At 59.1% G+C, this 16792-nt stretch carries 19 protein-coding genes and 1 pseudogene; 11 read left to right on the top strand and 9 right to left on the bottom strand.

Features of this window, described 5'->3' with window-relative positions:
* Positions 1–49 precede the first annotated feature (49 nt).
* Entirely contained in the window at positions 50–916 is an 867-nt protein-coding gene (locus K0B93_RS07325; RefSeq protein WP_219868055.1) for a LysR substrate-binding domain-containing protein, read from the top strand.
* A 10-nt stretch (positions 917–926) separates the two neighbouring features.
* On the opposite strand, the gene K0B93_RS07320 is transcribed toward K0B93_RS07325, so the two are convergent.
* The gene (locus tag K0B93_RS07320) at positions 927–1070 is read right to left on the bottom strand and encodes a DUF3096 domain-containing protein (protein WP_218635239.1); all 144 of its coding nucleotides are present in this window, start codon (positions 1068–1070) and stop codon (positions 927–929) included.
* 21 nt (positions 1071–1091) lie between these two features.
* Positions 1092–1295, bottom strand: coding sequence for a DUF3185 family protein (locus tag K0B93_RS07315; protein ID WP_219866583.1), 204 nt, complete (start codon positions 1293–1295; stop codon positions 1092–1094).
* A gap of 177 nt (positions 1296–1472) precedes the next feature.
* On the opposite strand from K0B93_RS07315, the gene K0B93_RS07310 reads away from it, so the two are divergent.
* Positions 1473–1847: a hypothetical protein gene (locus K0B93_RS07310; RefSeq protein ID WP_219866582.1), complete on the top strand. Its 375-nt coding sequence runs from the start codon at positions 1473–1475 to the stop codon at positions 1845–1847.
* A 44-nt stretch (positions 1848–1891) separates the two neighbouring features.
* Here the strand turns inward: K0B93_RS07310 and K0B93_RS07305 are convergent, their stop codons facing one another.
* Both K0B93_RS07305 and K0B93_RS07300 read right to left on the bottom strand, forming a co-directional pair.
* Positions 1892–2524, bottom strand: coding sequence for a hypothetical protein (locus tag K0B93_RS07305; protein ID WP_219866581.1), 633 nt, complete (start codon positions 2522–2524; stop codon positions 1892–1894).
* Entirely contained in the window at positions 2524–3078 is a 555-nt protein-coding gene (locus K0B93_RS07300; protein ID WP_219866580.1) for a hypothetical protein, read from the bottom strand. Before K0B93_RS07300 ends, K0B93_RS07305 begins: the two co-directional genes overlap by 1 nt.
* A 241-nt stretch (positions 3079–3319) precedes the next feature.
* Here K0B93_RS07300 and K0B93_RS07295 point away from each other — a divergent pair, with 241 nt between their 5' ends.
* The 4 genes from K0B93_RS07295 (at position 3320) to K0B93_RS19235 (ending at position 5803) form a co-directional block, all read left to right on the top strand.
* Positions 3320–3643 (top strand): hypothetical protein, encoded by a 324-nt coding sequence (locus tag K0B93_RS07295; RefSeq protein WP_219866579.1) that lies wholly within the window; start codon positions 3320–3322, stop codon positions 3641–3643.
* A gap of 28 nt (positions 3644–3671) precedes the next feature.
* Positions 3672–4775, top strand: a complete 1104-nt coding sequence (locus tag K0B93_RS07290; protein ID WP_219866578.1) for an endonuclease/exonuclease/phosphatase family protein — start codon at positions 3672–3674, stop codon at positions 4773–4775.
* Positions 4776–4985: 210 nt separating this feature from the next.
* The gene (locus K0B93_RS07285) at positions 4986–5315 is read left to right on the top strand and encodes a DUF883 family protein (RefSeq protein WP_219866577.1); all 330 of its coding nucleotides are present in this window, start codon (positions 4986–4988) and stop codon (positions 5313–5315) included.
* Positions 5312–5803, top strand: coding sequence for a hypothetical protein (locus K0B93_RS19235; RefSeq protein WP_228743326.1), 492 nt, complete (start codon positions 5312–5314; stop codon positions 5801–5803). The genes K0B93_RS07285 and K0B93_RS19235 overlap by 4 nt, the downstream gene beginning before the upstream one ends.
* 53 nt (positions 5804–5856) lie before the next feature.
* On the opposite strand, the pseudogene K0B93_RS19460 reads toward K0B93_RS19235, so the two are convergent.
* Positions 5857–5943: pseudogene (locus tag K0B93_RS19460) on the bottom strand (hypothetical protein); the annotation flags it as partial.
* A gap of 19 nt (positions 5944–5962) precedes the next feature.
* A complete protein-coding gene (locus K0B93_RS07275; protein WP_219866575.1) occupies positions 5963–7126 on the bottom strand; it encodes an AI-2E family transporter in 1164 nt (387 codons plus the stop codon).
* A gap of 388 nt (positions 7127–7514) precedes the next feature.
* Here K0B93_RS07275 and K0B93_RS07270 point away from each other — a divergent pair, with 388 nt between their 5' ends.
* Complete coding sequence (locus K0B93_RS07270; RefSeq protein ID WP_219866574.1) at positions 7515–8810, top strand: fibronectin type III domain-containing protein; 1296 nt, start codon at positions 7515–7517, stop codon at positions 8808–8810.
* Between the two features lie 3 nt (positions 8811–8813).
* On the opposite strand, the gene K0B93_RS07265 is transcribed toward K0B93_RS07270, so the two are convergent.
* Both K0B93_RS07265 and K0B93_RS07260 read right to left on the bottom strand, forming a co-directional pair.
* Positions 8814–9539: a spondin domain-containing protein gene (locus K0B93_RS07265; RefSeq protein ID WP_219866573.1), complete on the bottom strand. Its 726-nt coding sequence runs from the start codon at positions 9537–9539 to the stop codon at positions 8814–8816.
* Between the two features lie 14 nt (positions 9540–9553).
* Entirely contained in the window at positions 9554–10252 is a 699-nt protein-coding gene (locus K0B93_RS07260; protein WP_219866572.1) for a spondin domain-containing protein, read from the bottom strand.
* 177 nt (positions 10253–10429) lie between these two features.
* Between K0B93_RS07260 and K0B93_RS07255 the strand changes: the two genes are divergently transcribed.
* The 4 genes from K0B93_RS07255 to K0B93_RS07240 all read left to right on the top strand — a co-directional run bounded on the left by K0B93_RS07255 (position 10430) and on the right by K0B93_RS07240 (position 15024).
* On the top strand, positions 10430–10885 hold the full coding sequence (locus K0B93_RS07255) for a host attachment protein (RefSeq protein WP_219866571.1): 456 nt from the start codon (positions 10430–10432) through the stop codon (positions 10883–10885).
* 83 nt (positions 10886–10968) lie between these two features.
* Positions 10969–11352, top strand: a complete 384-nt coding sequence (locus K0B93_RS07250) for a DUF2750 domain-containing protein (RefSeq protein ID WP_219866570.1) — start codon at positions 10969–10971, stop codon at positions 11350–11352.
* A 31-nt stretch (positions 11353–11383) separates the two neighbouring features.
* Positions 11384–13945 (top strand): DUF2339 domain-containing protein, encoded by a 2562-nt coding sequence (locus K0B93_RS07245; protein ID WP_219866569.1) that lies wholly within the window; start codon positions 11384–11386, stop codon positions 13943–13945.
* A 113-nt stretch (positions 13946–14058) separates the two neighbouring features.
* A complete protein-coding gene (locus K0B93_RS07240) occupies positions 14059–15024 on the top strand; it encodes a zinc-binding metallopeptidase family protein (protein ID WP_219866568.1) in 966 nt (321 codons plus the stop codon).
* Between the two features lie 131 nt (positions 15025–15155).
* On the opposite strand, the gene K0B93_RS07235 is transcribed toward K0B93_RS07240, so the two are convergent.
* Positions 15156–16649 (bottom strand): M17 family metallopeptidase, encoded by a 1494-nt coding sequence (locus K0B93_RS07235; protein ID WP_219866567.1) that lies wholly within the window; start codon positions 16647–16649, stop codon positions 15156–15158.
* Positions 16650–16792: the final 143 nt, after the last annotated feature.

Here is a 16792-nt window from a genome sequence, read left to right as displayed (position 1 = left end):
TATGTCATTAATCATATGTTTCTGGTGGAGGAGGTGGTACCCCGTGAACATGCCGTTGCTTGATAATGACGTGCTTCGAACCTTCGTGGCGATCTCGGAGTGTGGAACCTTTACCGGAGCGGCCAAGGTTGTTCACCGAACGCCATCGGCGTTGAGTATGCAGATCAAACAGCTGGAGCGGAGCCTTGGAAAGAGCCTGTTTGTGCGGGAGCCCCGGCAGGTCAGGCTCACAACGGAAGGCGAAATTCTGCTGGATTACAGCAGACGGTTGTTGCGCCTGAACGAAGAGGCTGTCCAGCATTTCATTGCGCCCACACTGGAAGGCAAGGTGGGCATTGGAACCTCGGACGATGTCGGCACCCGGATACTGCCGGAAGTGCTCGCTCAGTTTGCTCGTTCCTACCCGGCGATACTCGTGGATGTGGTGGTTGGCTCCAGCAAACAGAATCTGGCCCGTGTGGATGCTGGTGAGCTTGATCTCGCGCTGGTTACGGTGGCGGACGAAGCCCGGAGTATCCGCGGCGAGGTTGTGCACGAGGAGCCGTTGGTTTGGGCCGGTCGGGAAGGAGGGGCGGCATTTCAGCGAACGCCATTGCCGATTGCCATGGCCCACGAAGGATGCGCCTGGCGCCGCATGACTTTACGGGCACTGGACCGGGCTGGTATCGCCTATCGAATTGCCTATACCTGTGAGCACTGCTCCGGCCAGGAGGCGGCGATGGTAGCGGATCTTGCTGTGGCGCCTTTTCCCCAGAGCCTGGTTCGTCCGCCGCTGAAGCAGTTTTCCAGCGATGATTTGCCGGAAATCGGCTCCTATCAGCTGGCGCTCGTGCGCGGACGATCCACGCCGGTCAACGACGCCCTGGCGACCCACGTGAAGGAAGCCTTCCAGAGCGTGTTACGAGCCAGCGCGTGACGGTACCGCGTTACATGGGATGGCCGAGCAATCCGAGGACGCCCAGGACAATCAGGTAGCCCGCGACGATGTAATTGAGCAATTTGGGAAACACCAGAATGCCGATACCGGCACCGAGGCTGATCAGAGGGGCGAGTTCCAGGTGAAGGGTCATGAGGGCGGTCTCCTTAAGGGGCTATTTCTTGAACAAGGTGAGGAAAGCGCCGGCTGCCGCGGCCGCGGCACCGCCGATCAGGTACCACATGGTTTCATCGGTGAAGCGCCCGGTGACTGTCTCCGTCAGTTGGTTACCGACGGACTGCGTGGACTGGTAGCCAAAATAGAGCAGAGCAATACCGACCACGAGCAGGACGATACCGACGAGTTTTGAGCTTCCCATTCAAGGTTTCCTTATTGCGTTCAGTGAGTCATCTGGTTGAAAGTACGGCGAAGCTTGACACCACACAGGGTGGTCGGCAAGGGCGTCTTGGGGGATTTGTGAAAACGGGCCGGGTTGGCCTCGTCTCACCCAGCCTATATCATCGCGCATTCACGTCACCAACCCGGATGTCCTGCCATGAAGTTTCCCACCGTTACCGTCGTTCTGGTTTCAGCGGCCCTGATCTTTGTGGTCTGGGACAAGACCCGGGAGCCGCCGGAACCGGTTGAAGCGAGCCGCTTTACCAATCTGGCGGCTAACCCGGTAGAGCGCGGCACCGCAGTGGATTGGGTGACCGGGCAGGTTCCCGGGCTCTGCGAGGAGGCAACCGGGGCTGCGCCCGGGACGGCGGCTCACGCCAATTGTCTCGAAGACAGTGAGGCCCGCGAACCCGCCTGTCGCCGGGCGGCGGCGGACAGGTTTCCGGGCATTGTTGCGTCCGAGGCCGTATTTCGGGACCTCTCCATCACACTCATGAATTGCCTTGTGCCGCAATCGAGGCCGATCGACTGACGCAGGCGAGCCACGGCAAAACACCCTGCGTCTGCGCCTTCCGGTTAGTTGTTCATTACCGGCATTGCCAGCGACTTGCGCAACTGAACCTGTTCGCCGAACTTGCTGGCGAACTCGTTTTTAGCCTGCTGGTAGTTGTCGATCACTTCCACTTTCTCGGTACCGAAGAACGTATCGCGGTGGTAGCGAATGGTGCCGATGTAGATCGCGCGATCGTCCGGCTGCACATCGATGCCAAACATTCCAAGCAGGGGGGCATTGCCGGGAACGTGCACATAGTTGGGTGAAACCACCTTGATTTCGGCGTTCATGACCAACCACGACCTCAGAATGAAAAACGGCTGCGCTTCATGGCTGACAAAGAAATTGTCGCCTAGAGGCGCATTGATTCGACGTGTGAGTGCGCCAATACCCAGTTGATCCGCCGGTTGCCGAAGTTCGGTGTCGGTGATGACCAGGGCGAGGTTGCGATACTCCTCATATGAAGAGCCCAGGACCTGTTCGTCCGGCTCCAGTTCCGGTGTCAGTTCGATCTTGCCGACTACGATGACCTTGCCGTTATCGATCTGGCTCAGGTTGTCGACCGGTTTAATCGCGGACGGAGGCACGCAACCGGCCATAAGGGCGGCTGCCACAATTGCACCCAGGCTGAACAGGCGATTGGTCGAATGCTTCATTACTGCAGCTCCGCCAGTCGATTCTTGATTCGTGATTCCCACTGGGTTCCTTCCACCCAATCCATGGTCAGGAGGGTGTTCAGTAATTCTTTTTCAGAGGGGTTCTCAGTTGGCTCAATGGAAAACTTGTCCGCCTCGAAGAAGCCAGTGTCCACTTCCTGATAGGCATACGCGCCGATGAAATAGATGCCGGGTACTTCGATGGTTACCGCCGTGGCGTTACGTCCGTAGGTGGGAAAGCTGTAACGGTGCTCGCCCATAAGAAACGAGCTGCCGCCAAAATGCGCGACTTTAAAAGAGCCTGGCGGAACGTACTGGTTATACATGATGCCGTCGTCAGTACCCATGTCCCAGTAACCCGCCTCGGATCGGGGAGCCACCTGCTGCAATTTCACGTAATCCATGCTGGTAGGGGCTTCTTCCATGTCCATGTAGCCAAACACCAGTGAGCTGGTCGGGTCATCAATGCTTCTGCCGCCGCCAGAGAACGCGCATCCGGCCAGCAGCGCTACGGCCAGCAGTGTAAGTCCATTAAAACAGTGTGTTTTTTTCACCCAGCCTTTCAAATCGTATCCCTCCAGGATTGTTATGTTCTTATGTGTGAGCCGATTATAGGCAACTCCTTGAGCGATGGCGGTCAGGCTCGAAAAACGTTACAAAACAACATCAAATGGTTACGGCGCCGGTTCGGGCACGGGTAAATTGTACGGGACGCATTCGGTTTTGGTGGCCCAGTCCGCTAGACTTTCACGACTGATCATCGAGTCAAATTCAACATCACGCAGGCGACACCGAATGTCTGAAGATCCCCTGAAAGCCTTGTCCGACATGGCCAGCGAAGCGCATACCCGAATCCAGGCAGCCCATGAACACATCAATCCGGTTGTGGAGGTTCGTCGAGGCATGCGCGACGCTGGCATTCCCGCTGACGTAATGACCATCGACTGCCTGCGCACCCGCCGGCGGGTCAACCTGATCCTTCATGACGAGCAGCCGGGCAACCTGCTTTACCAGTTCGTGACCATGGAAGACGAAGTCGGGGACAACTTCCAGACCGTGGCAATGGCCGATGTCACGGTTCAGACCCTGGTTGACTGGATGCAGGACTACTTTGGCTGACTAGATAAAGCCCGGAGGCTGCTTTGTCATGGTAACCGCGGATGCTTCCCTACTCTGGGGGCTGGGCCTGGGGACGGTTGCCGTAGCGCTGGCAACCTTGCTGCCGTTATTGCCGCACCGGCATTGGACCGTCCGGGGGCTGGATTTTCCGCGTCTGCAGATAGCGGTGGTCGCGTTGGCGCTGGCCGTCTTTGAGTTCGTCCTGCTCGACTCAAACAGTGCCATGACGTGGTTTTTGATTCTGGTGACCGCGCTTTGTCTTGTTGCTCAGCTGTGGTGGATAGTCCCTTACACCCCGCTCTGGCCGAAAGAGGTCAGGAAGGCCCGCCAGGACGACCCCGAACACACCCTCACTATCCTGACGTCCAATGTGCTGACCCCGAACCGGAACGCCGCAGCCCTGATTCGCCTGGTGCGACAGCACCGACCTGATGTGCTGGTTACACTCGAATCGGACCAGTGGTGGCAGAATCAACTGGCCGTGCTTGAAGATGAGATGCCTTTCAGCATCAAGTGCCCGCTGGACAACCTCTATGGCATGCACGTGTTCTCACGATTGCCGCTGATCGAATCGGAGTGTCGGTATCTGATTGAGGACAAGGTGCCTTCCATGCATGCGTTGGTGGAGTTGCGGTCCGGGGATCGGGTACGGATTCATTTTCTCCACCCTGCGCCTCCGAGCCCGACGGAAAATCCCGAATCCGCGGAGCGGGATGCAGAACTGGTGATTGTTGGCCGGAGCGTCGCGGATTGCAATGAGCCGATCATTGTCACAGGAGATCTCAACGATGTGGCCTGGTCGCCAACCACCCGCCTGTTTCGAAAGGTCAGTGGGCTGTTGGATCCGAGGGTGGGGCGTGGCCTGTACAGTACCTTTCACGCCGATCATCCGTTTATGCGTTGGCCCCTGGATCATCTTTTTCACAGTGATCATTTCACGCTGGCCCTGATTGCCCGATTGCCGTCGATCGGTTCCGACCATTTCCCGTTGCTGACGAGCGTTGTCTATGCCCCGGGACAGGGTGGCGATCAGGAGCCGCTGGAAGCAGAAGAGGGGGATCAGGAGTATGCTCGCAGCCTCGCCAGGGAGAAGGGGGCGAGCAAAGACGATGTGCCTGAACCGGGCAGGTAAGACGGTGCGATGTGTTCTATGGTTTGGATGTCCGTGTGGGTTTTCAGTATTTAAAAGATAGGGGCCGGCGAACCCTTCAGGGCACGGAAACGTCGTGTGCTACGCTTAGGAAGAATGCTTCGGTGGGCATCAACTCCCCGGTCCTGGGGGCGCCCTGGTCTTCGGAGAGGGTTTATCAGCGGTAAATCTATCGATTGAGGAGACACGCAGATGGAAGCCAAATCCAGTCAAGACGAATACAACCAGGTCAAACAGGATCTGCAACAGCTCCGTGATGACCTGGCCAAGCTGACCAAGGTTGTTTCAGAAGATCAGAAGGGCAACATAAGCAGCCTGCGGGACGAGATTCGTCGGGAGAGTCGGGAAGTCTTTAATCAAGCGAAGCAAAAGGGCACTGAGACGCTGAACCGCGCGAAAGATGCCGGCGACAAGGCCGTTCAGGACGTTGAGCACAAGATCGAGGAACGTCCGTTTCTGAGTATTATCATCATGTTTCTGGTCGGTGTGCTGGTTGGCAAACTGCTTGATCGCGAGAAATGATTGATTCGGCTCAGATCAGGGGCGTGGTCCGCAAGGCCGTTGCAGCACTTGCAGGCCTTATGCTCGCGGTGGTTCTGCTGACCGCGCTTTTGATTACCGGATTCTACCTCCTGGTTCAGGCCGCCCTTCTGGCTCTGGCGCCTGTGCTCGGACAGCCTGCAGCCATGACGGTGGTCGGGGCCAGTTGTGTGCTCCTGCTGCTCGTATTTTTCTGGCGAATGGCCAGTCCCCCCTCCGCGTCAAAAAGAAAGCGGGGGAGCAGCCGCGGAACGTCATTCTCCCTCGACAGCTTGCGTGAACTGATTCGGGAAAATCCGCTGGAAGCGGCTTTGGCGGCCTTCGCTGCCGGTGTGGCCCAGCAGGGGGATCCTCGGCTCAGATCCCTGCTCATGCAGGGAGGCATGGAGCTGATGAAGCGAGGGGAGCCCGGAGAAGGAAGCGCACCCGGGAATGAGACTCCACAGGACGGCGGGGCGACCCGGCGATAGATGGCTTCCAGCAGGCTGTAAATGCCAAACGCTACGAGGCCAATGGCGACGGAGCCAATGAGCCAGGTGCCGAATTGCTGGCTTCGGAGGGTGTCGAATACCTCGGCTATGTCGCCCGCCTCGTTGGTCAATCTTTCCATTTGCCACTCCGTGGCAGGCTCATTTTCCCAGTAACTCGCCAACAGGGCGCAGGTTCACCACATGGTCGCAGACCGACTTGGTGATCATCAGTATCGGCGTGGCGACAATCAATCCGATGGGTCCCCAGAGCCACCCCCAGAACAGCAGCCCGATAAAGATTGCGACCGCATTGAGACTGGAGATATAGCTGGTTAACCAGGGCGTCAGCAGGTTGCCCTGGATGCTGGTAATGATCAGTGAGACGCCTGCCACAATGATGGCCATTTGCAGCTCACCAAACTGGATGAACGCGGCGACACCGGTGCCAATAAGAACAAGAAAGGGGCCCAGATAGGGGACGCCACTGGCGACCCCGGCCACAACGCCCCACAGGGCTGCCTGTTCCATACCGAGTGCCATAAACGCGAGCCACGTAACCACGCCCACAAACAGGGCGCTGATCACCGTAACGAACAGGAATCGGCGGACCTGCTGGTGCAGCTCGTTCATGATTCTGGCCGCCTTTCGCATGCGGCCGAACGAGGGCCCTGAGATTTTCACCACCTTACGCCTGTAGAGCGAACCGACCGCCAGAAGGAAATACACGAGTAAGAGCACGGAAAAGCACTGGGAGATGAGAACCAGTGCCGCTGGCGAGCCCTTGATCACATATTCCTGAAGGTTCATTGGCTTATCCACCACCTGAACCGGTGTGACCCCCGGCTGGGTGACCGAGGAATCTTCCTGGCCCTCGGTGGCCGTGGCTTCGATCTCCTTGGCTGCCGTTTGCGCCTTTTCCATGATGCTCTCTTCGTCTTTGGACGAGCGGGCTTCCTTGCGCTGAAACTCATTGATGGCCACCGGGATTTTGTCGAGCATGGCCATGGCTTCCTGTTTCAGCGGGACGCTTGCCGCAGCGATAACGCCAATTAGCGCAAGCAGAATGATGGCGGCGCCAAGCGGACGCGGAATCCGCAGTCGGTTGAGCGTCGAAACCAGTGGGTCGAGGGTGTAGCTGATGAGTACCGCCACCACCAGAGGCAACAGGACAGGCTGGGCCCAGTCGATAAAGTAGAGCGTGGCAATGCCCGTCAACACGATCAACGCCATGCTTCGAATGTTGATCGCTTCAATCAGCGCCGTGGTGGAAGGTGTGTCATCTCCCTCCTGTGGGCTCTCCGGATTCTGTCTGGTGGTTGCCATGACTGCGGTTATCCAATCGGTCGGCAGGGTGCGAATATTCAGTTTAGTCCGCAATGCCCAGTCGGACATTCGTCAAAACGGTCGGAATCTCGTTGTCGAACGGGGTTTGGATGCGGATTCGGCTGTTTTAATTTGTAAACCGGGATTCCATCAGGCCCTTGGCCCGAATCCCGACTGACAGTGTCTCTTTATGCTTTTTTCCCTTCAAGACAGTCAGTTACTGCTGAACTTGTCGCTGTTTTTGACGTTACATTCCATGACATCGTGTTTTCGACTGTAAGTGACATTTTTCTGACGAAAATTGCCGTCAAAACAGGAGTCAGATCTCAAAAGAATGCCGAGCGTGCGCTACAATTTGTGTCAGATGTCAATATTCTGGTGCAAAATTATGTCAAAGCTCGGCAAAAAACTGTTTAAGCAAGGTGCGCTGCTGGTACCGATGGCGGCTTTTCTCTCGGGGTGTGGTCTCGATGCTTCGGACAATAACAGTGTCACCGAGGCACAATCTTCGGGCACTAACGAGCCCGCCGCGCAGGTTGCAGGTGCCGCGATAAAGGGGGTCATACAGCAGGGGGTAGTAACGGCGAACCGTTTGCTGGAAGACAAATCGGGCTATTACCTGCCTGACCGTCTGGCAGCCAAACCCGTTCGGACCGCCGACGATGGCAGTTACGAGCTGCACTTGCGAGGCAAGGCGGATGGCTGGGCCCTGGTAGAGCTGCGGGCAGATGGCAATACCCGGATGGTATGCGATGTCGTCCCGGGTTGTGATCGAGTAAGTGGCGGCCAGGTTCCATTCGGCGAGACGCTGGAACTGAACAGTGAGTTTGTTCTGCGCGGCGCGGGGGACCTTGTCACGGAAACAGTACACCTGACCCCGCTGACCCATCTGGCAGTGGCGTTGGCTGAACGCAGTGATCAGGGCTTGTCGCCCGCGGCGCTGGCAGAGGCCTACCAGAACGTGGAGGCCTGGTTCGGGCTGTCGGCGGGTGCGCTGAGTCTGGTACCACCCGATCTGACACGGCTTGATGAGCTGGGTGAGGTATCGGCGGATGCGCTCCAGGTGGCGATCACCAATGCGGCGTTCCTGGCGCTGGTTAACGACAACGCCCAGTGGCAGAGCATCTCCGATGTCCTGAACAACATGTCGTCGCAAATCGTTGCCAGTGGCCGGCTCGATATTACCGGTGATGGCAGCAGCCTGGCGCTGGCGGATATCGTTGCTGCGTCTGCTGCCCAGGCATCGGAGCTTCAGTTGACCACCGAGTCGAGTATTATCAGTCAGAAGCTGGTGATCGTGGAGTACCGCAATGTCCAGCGGTTTAAAACCATAGCGGATGTTTACGAGGGGTCTGATACCAGCGTTGCTGACACAACTGAGCCTCCGACCACCGAGCCCGCGCCGGAGCCGTCCATACCTGCTGACGCTGCTTTGCTCAGCTGGACAGCGCCGTTGATCCGGGAAAACGGAGAGAGCCTCAGCATGGGTGAAATCGCCGGCTTCGAAGTCGTCTACGGTAAGGCGGCCGACGCGCTGGACCACTCGATTGCCATTGGTGATGCCTCAGTCGATCAACTGCTGGTCGACAACCTGACCGAGGGCACCTGGTATTTCGCCATGCGAACCCTCGATACCGACGGCAATCGAAGCACCCTGTCCGAGATGGTCAGCAAACAGATCTGACGACTATTGAACTCGCTCGATCCGCACGCGGGCGATAGGATTGTGCCAGCGCTGAATGCCTTCCAGCGTGGACGTATCGAGCCCATCGTCCAGGGTGACCACGCCAGGGTGAATATAGACGGCATCGCGGATATCGTCCCGGGCCGCGTTGAAGCCTTCGGCTAGCCCGCTGGCGGCCGGGCCGGGCACGGTATCGGCGGATTCGCTGTTGGCCTCGGTACCCGCATCGTAGGTGATGGCAAGGTAGGTTCTGGTGTCCCCGGTCGACAACTCACTGAGGTCGATACCGCGAATCCCCACCAGGCCGTCATTGGTGTTCACAGGCATGGACATCCAGGTCAATAAAAAGCCGCTGTCGGAGCTGCCCGAGGCCGACGCCGGGATTTCAGCCGTAGCGCCGGGAAGAATCAACCCCATACCGGTTTCAGTAGCCAGAACACTGGCATCTGCCCCCGCCTCCGCAAGAAACGCTTCGTTGTCGCCGCTTTCGGCCAGTCGTTCCAGCTCCACCGAGGCGCCGTTGCCCAGGGTAAAGGCCTGCCATTGGGAGCGATGGATAACCACGGCCGCAGGCGAAAACGGTTGTCCCGCGGACAGATTGGTGATGGTCACCTGATAACGAAAACTGCGCGCACCGGTGAGCGGATCATTGTCGTCATTGTCCGAGCCGCACCCGGCCACCAGCGCAGCCAATGGCAGTACCAAAAGCATGTACCTGGGAAATACCATGACGCACCTCCGGGTTATTTTACGGTCACGGTGACGAGAGCCACCGGGTTCAACCACCGGTGCAGCGTACTGACAATATCGCTGGGGCCGCCGCTGAGGTTGGTATCGCCCAGATTGCCACGATGAATGTGGACGTAGCCCTCGACGGTGCTCGCCGCTCCGGTACCGTTGGTTCCCAGTTCGGAATCCAGCTCGGCCGGCACGGGCATACCTGGCTGACCGACGGATTCGCTGCCACGCAGCTCATTGTTGGCCTCGGTTCCGGCATCGTAGGCATCAAGGGTGTAGGTATAGGTGCCCGGTTCCGTTGGAACTGTCAGGCTATTGAGCGCCAGGAAACCATCGTTGGTCGGCAGCAGCATGGCGACCACCGATAGCTGGGTGTTTGCCACTGCGCTTCCGGTATTGATCGTGGTGACGGTACTTTCGCCCGGTGCCAGCAGCCCACTGGCCGGATTCTCGGCAATGTTGGCACCGGCGGCATTGAGGAAGTTGGTCAGTCCGGAGAGATCACCGACTTCGGCCATCGCCCGCAGGTTACTGGACGCGGCCTCACCAGACTCAAACAGGGTAACGGACTCTGCATGGGCGGCCACAAGAAGGGGCGTGAAATACAGACCCCGGGTCGGGTTGTGGATTTCCACATCGAATTCTGCGGCCAGTGCCGGAAAAGGGAACGCAGCGAACGCCAGAGAGAGGATTAAACGTTTCATGGTTTGACTCCTTTCACCATTGATCAACTCATTTCAGTATCGCTTGAAGACGCAAGACAGTCATCACGGAATTGTAACGCTGTCGCCGTTTGTCCGGCTGTCACCGAAGTCGTTTTGACGCCCTCGGGTGGAGTGCTATCGTGATCTATGGGGGACAAACGCATGGAGGGGACTGGCATGAGCAAAGACAGCGAAGACCCGCTGGCCCAGAAACGGCTTTATGTTCTGGTGGCGGATAATGCACAGGCTAGGTTGTTCGAGGCGACGACGCCTGTTAAGGCTCTCGAGGAAGTGATGACCAGAGAGCACCCGGCAGGCCGCCTCAGGGATTCGGAACGCTATTCCGACCGGCCCGGGAGCGACCATGGTGGTGTCGGCGCGTCTCAGAGTTATGATCGTGAAAAGTCGGACGATCCGGAGGAGGAGCGATTTGCCCGCGACCTCAGCGAGCAATTGGAGAAGGCCCGGCAGGAGGGACGTTTCGAGAAGCTGGTACTCATGGCCCCACCCAATTTTCTCGGGGCGTTGCGGCACCATTTAAGCAAGGACTGCCTTGCGGCGGTGGTCAAGTCAGTTGACAAAGACCTGGTGCGCCACGATCCCGAGGCGATTATCCAGCACCTCGGGCTGTAACGGGAACGGATGTTTCGGAGCAATTCGTGCTAGTCTCCTGGCCGAGAGACTTAGACAGTTATGCAGGGGAGTAGTCGAGAGAAATGAGCAGTGATCCGTTAAATGAAGTACTCGAACTGACCGGTGAAGAACGGTATGACTACTTTCTGAGTGAAGTGCTCGAAGAGCGCGAGATCTGGATTCTGGTCAACGCCGAGAACCGTTTTCTGAAGATTGTCTCGGAAGACGAGGGCGTGTCGCACTTGCCGGTCTGGCCGAGCTCCGCCTTTGCGGCCCATTATGCAACCGGCTCGGACGAGCTCTCGCCGAAAAGCATTTCCCTGCCGGATTTCTTCAAGAAGTGGGTGCCAGGCCTGACTCGTGATGGCCTGGACATCGGCGTGTTCCCGGGCGCTGACGGTACCCTTTGGATAACCGAGCCGGAAGAACTGAAGCGCGACCTGCAAGAAGAACTGTCGGGTTTCTGAAGCGGCCTGGTTGTCAGAGGGAGAGTGGGGCTTGGAAGTCGTATTAATCCTGTTAACGGTTGGTGTTCTGATTCTGGTCCCCGTCGGCTCCCTTCTTGGTGTCCTGGCATTTCGTCAGCGCCGTGAACAGGCCTCTCGCCTGGATTCACTGGCAAAAGAGCTGTTTGAGCTTCGTCAGGAGGTCGCCCGCCTCAGGGATCAGGCCGGTGAACAACCCGGGCAGGCGCCGGCGTTGAGCCTGGATGAGCCGGAAACCTCCGAAGCCGCACCACAAGCACCTGCTTTCGAACCTGCTGCCCCCGGACGTGACGCCGAGCAATGGTCGGAACCCCGGACACCCTCACCCCTGGTGCAGGCCCTCAAGGATAACTGGATGGTCTGGCTGGGCGGTCTCAGTGTCGCGCTTGCCGGTATTTTCATGGTCAGCCATTCCATCAATGCCGGCCTGATCGGTCCGCTGCAGCAGCTGGTGCTCGCCCTGATCAGTGGCCTTGCCCTGCACCTTGGCGCGGAAGTCCTCAGGCGTCGGCACATGGGTACGGACCAGGTGTTCGCCGCGCTGGCCGGCGGCGGCAGTATCACCCTCTACGCGGCCTTACTCGCAGGCGTGCATCATTTCGGATTTATCAGTGCCATGACCGGCCTGGTCGGGCTGGCGTTCGTGTCCCTGGTGACCATGGCGCTGGCTCTGGTGCATGGCCCGTTGCTGGCAATTATGGGATTGAGTGGTGCTTATCTGGTGCCGCTGCTGATCGGTGGTGATGAGGGCAGTGTCGCCTTTGTGCTGTCGTACAGTTTCCTGATCACCCTGAGCTCGCTGTTATTGATGCGGTACGTATTTCGCGACTGGCTGTGGTACGCCACCCTGGCCGGGGCGATGTTGTGGTGGTTGCTCGGAGGCTCCGCGGAGCCCGTCGGGGCCTCGATACCCTGGTATCTGGCGGGGTTGGTTGTGGCCTTCGCGAGCTTGCGGGCCAATCATCAGGTCGAGGAACACAGGCTATGGCAGGCCTTCCTGCCGTTGTTGCTTGCCTGGGGATTTTCGATTGCTGTTCAGTCTGAAGCCAGCCCCGTGTTCTGGAGCTGGTTGCTGATCCTGCCGGCAACGGCGTTGATCCCTCAGAGCCGTGGCGCGTTCTGGTATTTGCCCTGGGCCAGTGTGGTGATCAGTGCGGTCGGCTGGCTTGTGTACAGGGGCAGCGCGGGCCCGGACACGGTGTATCTGATGCCGGTGCCAGAGCTTCAACAGGGAGGCTTTCTCGCGTACCTCGTGGCTGCGGCGATACTCACGGTTGGCGCCGGGCTATGGCAGTGGGTGCGCCATAATGACCAGCGGCGCTGGGCCTCGTTGACCCTGTTGTCGCCGCTGGTGTGGCTGGTGCTGGGCTGGCTGTTGCTGCACGGGTACGAGACGTCGGCAGTCTGGGCCGTAATGACGCTGTCGGTTGGCGCCATTTACGGTGTGCTGGCGTGGCAGATGGAAAGCCGCGAATCGTTCCGCAGTGGCGTTGTCTGGGCTGTTCTGGCGGCACACATCAGTTATTCCCTGGCGGCGGTAATGATCGTCCGTGAGGCTTCCTTGACACTGGCACTTTCGGTTCAGTTCGTCAGTCTTACCTGGCTGGCCCGCCGTTTCCAGATGCCCGAACTCTATCTGCTTTTGAAAGTGGCGCTGGCCCTGGTGGTCGCGCGGCTGACGTTCAACCCTTGGCTGCAGAGCTATGCGGCCGATGTCCACTGGTCTCTCTGGACCTACGGTGGTGCAACGTTGATGGCCGGGACCGCCACGCGATTGTCTGTAAAAGGTCACAGCATCCGTCCCTGGCTTGAAGGTGCCACTCTGCATCTGCTGGTGTTATTCCTTGGTACCGAGCTGCGTTACTGGCTCTACGACGGTGATATCTTTGCCCGCGAATACAGCCTGACCGAGGCAGCGATCAACACACTGCTCTGGGGATCTCTCAGTGTCACCTACATGGTTCGCGCCACCGCCAGCCAATCGCTTGCCTGGTTGTACCGCCTGTTCGCCCGGATTCTCCTTGCGCTGGCCGGACTGAGCTATGCCTCCTTGCTTACGGTGCTGAATCCCTGGTGGGGTGGCAGCAATATCGGCGACACACCGGTCTTCAATCTGCTCCTTCCGGCTTACGGCGGGCCGGTTATACTGGCGCTCCTGATCAGCCGTTTCCCCGCCCTGGTTCCCAGGTTCTGGGCTCTGTGCGTGGCGGCAGCCGGCTTTCTGCAGTTCACGGTCCTGGAAATCCGTCAGCTCTGGCAGGGCAGCGAGATGGCCGTGGCGTTCGGGATGTCCGAAGGGGAACTCTACAGCTATTCGGTCATCGGCATGTTGTACGCCATCGCCACTATCATCCATTCAACGAGGCGTGCCAGTCCTTTGCTCTACAAGACCGGTATGGCGCTGCTCGGGATTGTCATTGCCAAGATTTTCCTCATCGACATGGCCGGCTTGCAGGGTCTCTGGCGGGTAGCGGCCTTCATGGGGCTGGGGCTCGCCCTGCTCGGGCTGGCGTGGATGTACCGGAACGTTCAGAGAACACCCGAACACTCGGGACAAGCCGGCAGCCATCCCTGAATAACGACGGTTTCCATTGGACCGACTCGCCTGCGGGCTGTACGGTAAAAGGGTCCGGGGCGAGATATCTGCCCCGGCTCACTTACCGCGCCACTCATCTGGAGTAAGGCAGCATGCTGGTATTCTCAAATCCCGTAGGTTCGGGTTCGCTCTGGTTCGATAACCTTGCCACGGCCGAAGGGACGCCCGTCGGCTATGATCCCCAGGCGCGGGCTTTTCTGCCAATGCGGCCGTTTTGCGCCAACCGGGAGATCATCGGCTGCAACTGGATCGCGCCCAAAGAGGGCGCCTTCTGCGCCTCCTGTGCAATGACAGCACTGGCACCGGATCCGAACATTCCCAATGCTATGCCCAACTGGGCTGAAACCGAGGCCGCAAAGCGTTGGGTGCTGGACAATCTCGGGCGCTGGCACTGGTTTCGGCCCGAGGACCCTGGCACGCGTCCGGTTTTCCACATGCTTGCCGAGGGGCTGACGCCCGTGGCCATGGGCCATGCCAATGGCGTGGTGACCATCAGTGTTGCCGAGGCAGACCCGGTGGTGCGAGTCACCCGTCGGCAGGCACTGCAAGAGCCCTACCGGACCATGGTTGGCCATATGCGTCACGAGATTTCCCATATGCTGTGGTGGCGGCTCAGTCTGCGAGAAGATTTCCTGCAGGCGTTCCGGGATATTTTTGGCGATGAGCGCGCGGACTATCCGGCGGCGCTCCAGCGACACTATTATGAAGGCCCTCCGCCGGACTGGAAGCTGTCGTACCTGACCTCCTATGCGTCCGCCCATCCCCATGAAGACTGGGCAGAGACGGCCGCACACCTGCTTCACCTGACGGACATCACCGACAGCGCGGTTGCGTCCGGGCTGTCCTCACCAGAGCTGCCCAGCGCCCGCTGGGACCCGTACTCTGAACCGGACACCGCCAAGCTGATCAACGTAGCCGCCTCGCTGGCGATCCGGGTCAACCACGTCAACCGGTCAATGGGGCTCGCGGATCTCTATCCGTTTGTGCTGTCGGCAACCGCCCAGAAGAAACTGGCGTTTGTGCACGACTGGCTTCGCCGCGGGGCTCACGGACGTTGAGAAACTCTCCGCAAGTTGCCCACAAAAACTGTGGATAACTTTGTTGGCAACGCAAGGACATGTGGCTTAAGGCCCCTGAAATCAGGTGTTCCGGCAATGTGACCGTTAATTGACCGGGACCGGCCGTGGAGTCACACCGTCCCCTCGGCTATTCGGCTGAACCATTCGACACCAAAGCGTACGCCGAATCCCTGGAGGTCGGTGGGTATGTGTGCCAGCCCACCCTTGCGGCTGCCGGTCGAGGCCATGTCCACGTGCACCCAGTCGATGCCCTTGTCCACGAATTTTCCGAGGAACCGCGCCGCGTAGATGTGGTCACCCGCGCCCTCGGTTCGGCACTGGAGCGTATCGGCGACGTTGGACTTCAGATCTTCGTCGTAATCATCTTCATAGGGGAATGGCCACACCCGCTCACCGCAGTGCTCACCGGTCTGGATGATGGGCTCGATCCAGCTTCGCCGGTTGGTGATGGCGCCAGCCATGCGCTGTCCCAGCGCCGAGACCACGCCGCCGGTCAGGGTGGCGTAATCCAGAATGGTTCGCGGTTTGCGCCGGCAGGCCAGAGCCAGGGTGTCGGCCAGCACCATGCGGCCCTCGGCGTCGGTGTTGATCAGCTCGATGGTCCTGCCGTTGATGGCGGTAATTACGTCGTTGCACTTCACCGCCCGTGAGCCTATGTGGTTCTCGGCCAGTGCAAGCCAGCAGTCCACCGGTTGCGAGAAATTGAGCCTGGTCAGCGCAAGCAGGGTTCCCAGTGCCACGGCGCTGCCCTGCATGTCGCCATGCATGCCCAGCATGCCGCCGCCTACCTTGAGGTTGCTGCCACCAGTATCGAAACAGATGCCCTTGCCGACCAGTGCAAGGGGGTTGTCCCCCGTGCCCTTCAGGCGGTATCGCAACTGCAGGATGCCGGCGTCCCGGGTCGGGCTGGCTTCAACCACCGAGAGAAAGGCACCGGCCTCAAGCCGTTCCAGCTGGTCGAGGTCATAGAACTGGGCTTCCCAGCCTTCCACCTTGGCCAGTGCCTCGGCGTACTCCCGGTAAATTCCGGGTGTCAGGTAATTGCCCGGTAATTCGGTCAGCCAGCGAGCCAGGTTGTTGCCCTCCGCAGTCGCCTTTACGTACCGGAAATCGGCGGCTTCGAACCCGCCGAAAAAGTTCATGATCGACAGGGGCAGTCGGTCGGGAACGTCACCGGAAATTTTCGGCGGCTGGAACAGGGCCGCGTAGGCAGCAGCGACAAGCGCCTCGGCCATGACACAGGCGGCCTGTTCCTGATCAAGCAGGGATATGACATTGATTTTTCGGGAGCGCTCCGCCATCAGCGGTGCGATCAGCTCACGGGCCTGGCTCAGGGCCTTGAACCCGCCGACATCGTCCTTCACGAAGCCAATGGCGGCGCGGGTTCCCCTCGGCCCGGAAATGAGAATCGGGTTGGCACTGTCCGGGAAGTCGGCGAGGCGCAGTTTCAGGTAGTCGGCCCAGGGGGCTTTGGCCAGGGCGTTGTGATTGGAATCCGGCACCAGGAGTATAAGACTCACTCCGGTGTCGAAATCCCAGGAGGCCGGGATGCGGTGGTCCACATCAAGCTTGAGCTCTGGCAATCTCGGGAGTTCAGGTTTCATGGCCGGGTGCTCCAAACGATTTCGAATTTGCCCAACCGTAAGGATAGTTGTATTCCCCAGGAATACCCGGGCCAATGGAAAAGCCGGCTTGTGGGCACCCATAATTCGGCTAGTCTTTCTGAATCCTCTGTGCCCAAGGGAGC

This window comes from Marinobacter sp. F4218 (assembly GCF_019443085.1).
Lineage (GTDB): Bacteria > Pseudomonadota > Gammaproteobacteria > Pseudomonadales > Oleiphilaceae > Marinobacter > Marinobacter albus.
Note: the sequence above shows the minus strand (reverse complement) of the source record. Positions and strands in the feature narration are given on the sequence as shown.

What these genes read in the sequence shown, in the direction of transcription:
- K0B93_RS07240 (WP_219866568.1), top strand. Translation starts at nt 14,059, where the DNA reads ATGCTGGTATTCTCAAATCCCGTAGGTTCGGGTTCGCTCTGGTTCGAT.
- K0B93_RS07285 (WP_219866577.1), top strand. Translation starts at nt 4,986, where the DNA reads ATGGAAGCCAAATCCAGTCAAGACGAATACAACCAGGTCAAACAGGAT.
- K0B93_RS07305 (WP_219866581.1), bottom strand. Translation starts at nt 2,524, where the DNA reads ATGAAGCATTCGACCAATCGCCTGTTCAGCCTGGGTGCAATTGTGGCA.
- K0B93_RS19235 (WP_228743326.1), top strand. Translation starts at nt 5,312, where the DNA reads ATGATTGATTCGGCTCAGATCAGGGGCGTGGTCCGCAAGGCCGTTGCA.
- K0B93_RS07295 (WP_219866579.1), top strand. Translation starts at nt 3,320, where the DNA reads ATGTCTGAAGATCCCCTGAAAGCCTTGTCCGACATGGCCAGCGAAGCG.
- K0B93_RS07325 (WP_219868055.1), top strand. Translation starts at nt 50, where the DNA reads ATGCCGTTGCTTGATAATGACGTGCTTCGAACCTTCGTGGCGATCTCG.
- K0B93_RS07250 (WP_219866570.1), top strand. Translation starts at nt 10,969, where the DNA reads ATGAGCAGTGATCCGTTAAATGAAGTACTCGAACTGACCGGTGAAGAA.
- K0B93_RS07265 (WP_219866573.1), bottom strand. Translation starts at nt 9,539, where the DNA reads ATGGTATTTCCCAGGTACATGCTTTTGGTACTGCCATTGGCTGCGCTG.
- K0B93_RS07320 (WP_218635239.1), bottom strand. Translation starts at nt 1,070, where the DNA reads ATGACCCTTCACCTGGAACTCGCCCCTCTGATCAGCCTCGGTGCCGGT.
- K0B93_RS07270 (WP_219866574.1), top strand. Translation starts at nt 7,515, where the DNA reads ATGTCAAAGCTCGGCAAAAAACTGTTTAAGCAAGGTGCGCTGCTGGTA.
- K0B93_RS07260 (WP_219866572.1), bottom strand. Translation starts at nt 10,252, where the DNA reads ATGAAACGTTTAATCCTCTCTCTGGCGTTCGCTGCGTTCCCTTTTCCG.
- K0B93_RS07275 (WP_219866575.1), bottom strand. Translation starts at nt 7,126, where the DNA reads ATGGCAACCACCAGACAGAATCCGGAGAGCCCACAGGAGGGAGATGAC.
- K0B93_RS07235 (WP_219866567.1), bottom strand. Translation starts at nt 16,649, where the DNA reads ATGAAACCTGAACTCCCGAGATTGCCAGAGCTCAAGCTTGATGTGGAC.
- K0B93_RS07310 (WP_219866582.1), top strand. Translation starts at nt 1,473, where the DNA reads ATGAAGTTTCCCACCGTTACCGTCGTTCTGGTTTCAGCGGCCCTGATC.
- K0B93_RS07255 (WP_219866571.1), top strand. Translation starts at nt 10,430, where the DNA reads ATGAGCAAAGACAGCGAAGACCCGCTGGCCCAGAAACGGCTTTATGTT.
- K0B93_RS07290 (WP_219866578.1), top strand. Translation starts at nt 3,672, where the DNA reads ATGGTAACCGCGGATGCTTCCCTACTCTGGGGGCTGGGCCTGGGGACG.
- K0B93_RS07315 (WP_219866583.1), bottom strand. Translation starts at nt 1,295, where the DNA reads ATGGGAAGCTCAAAACTCGTCGGTATCGTCCTGCTCGTGGTCGGTATT.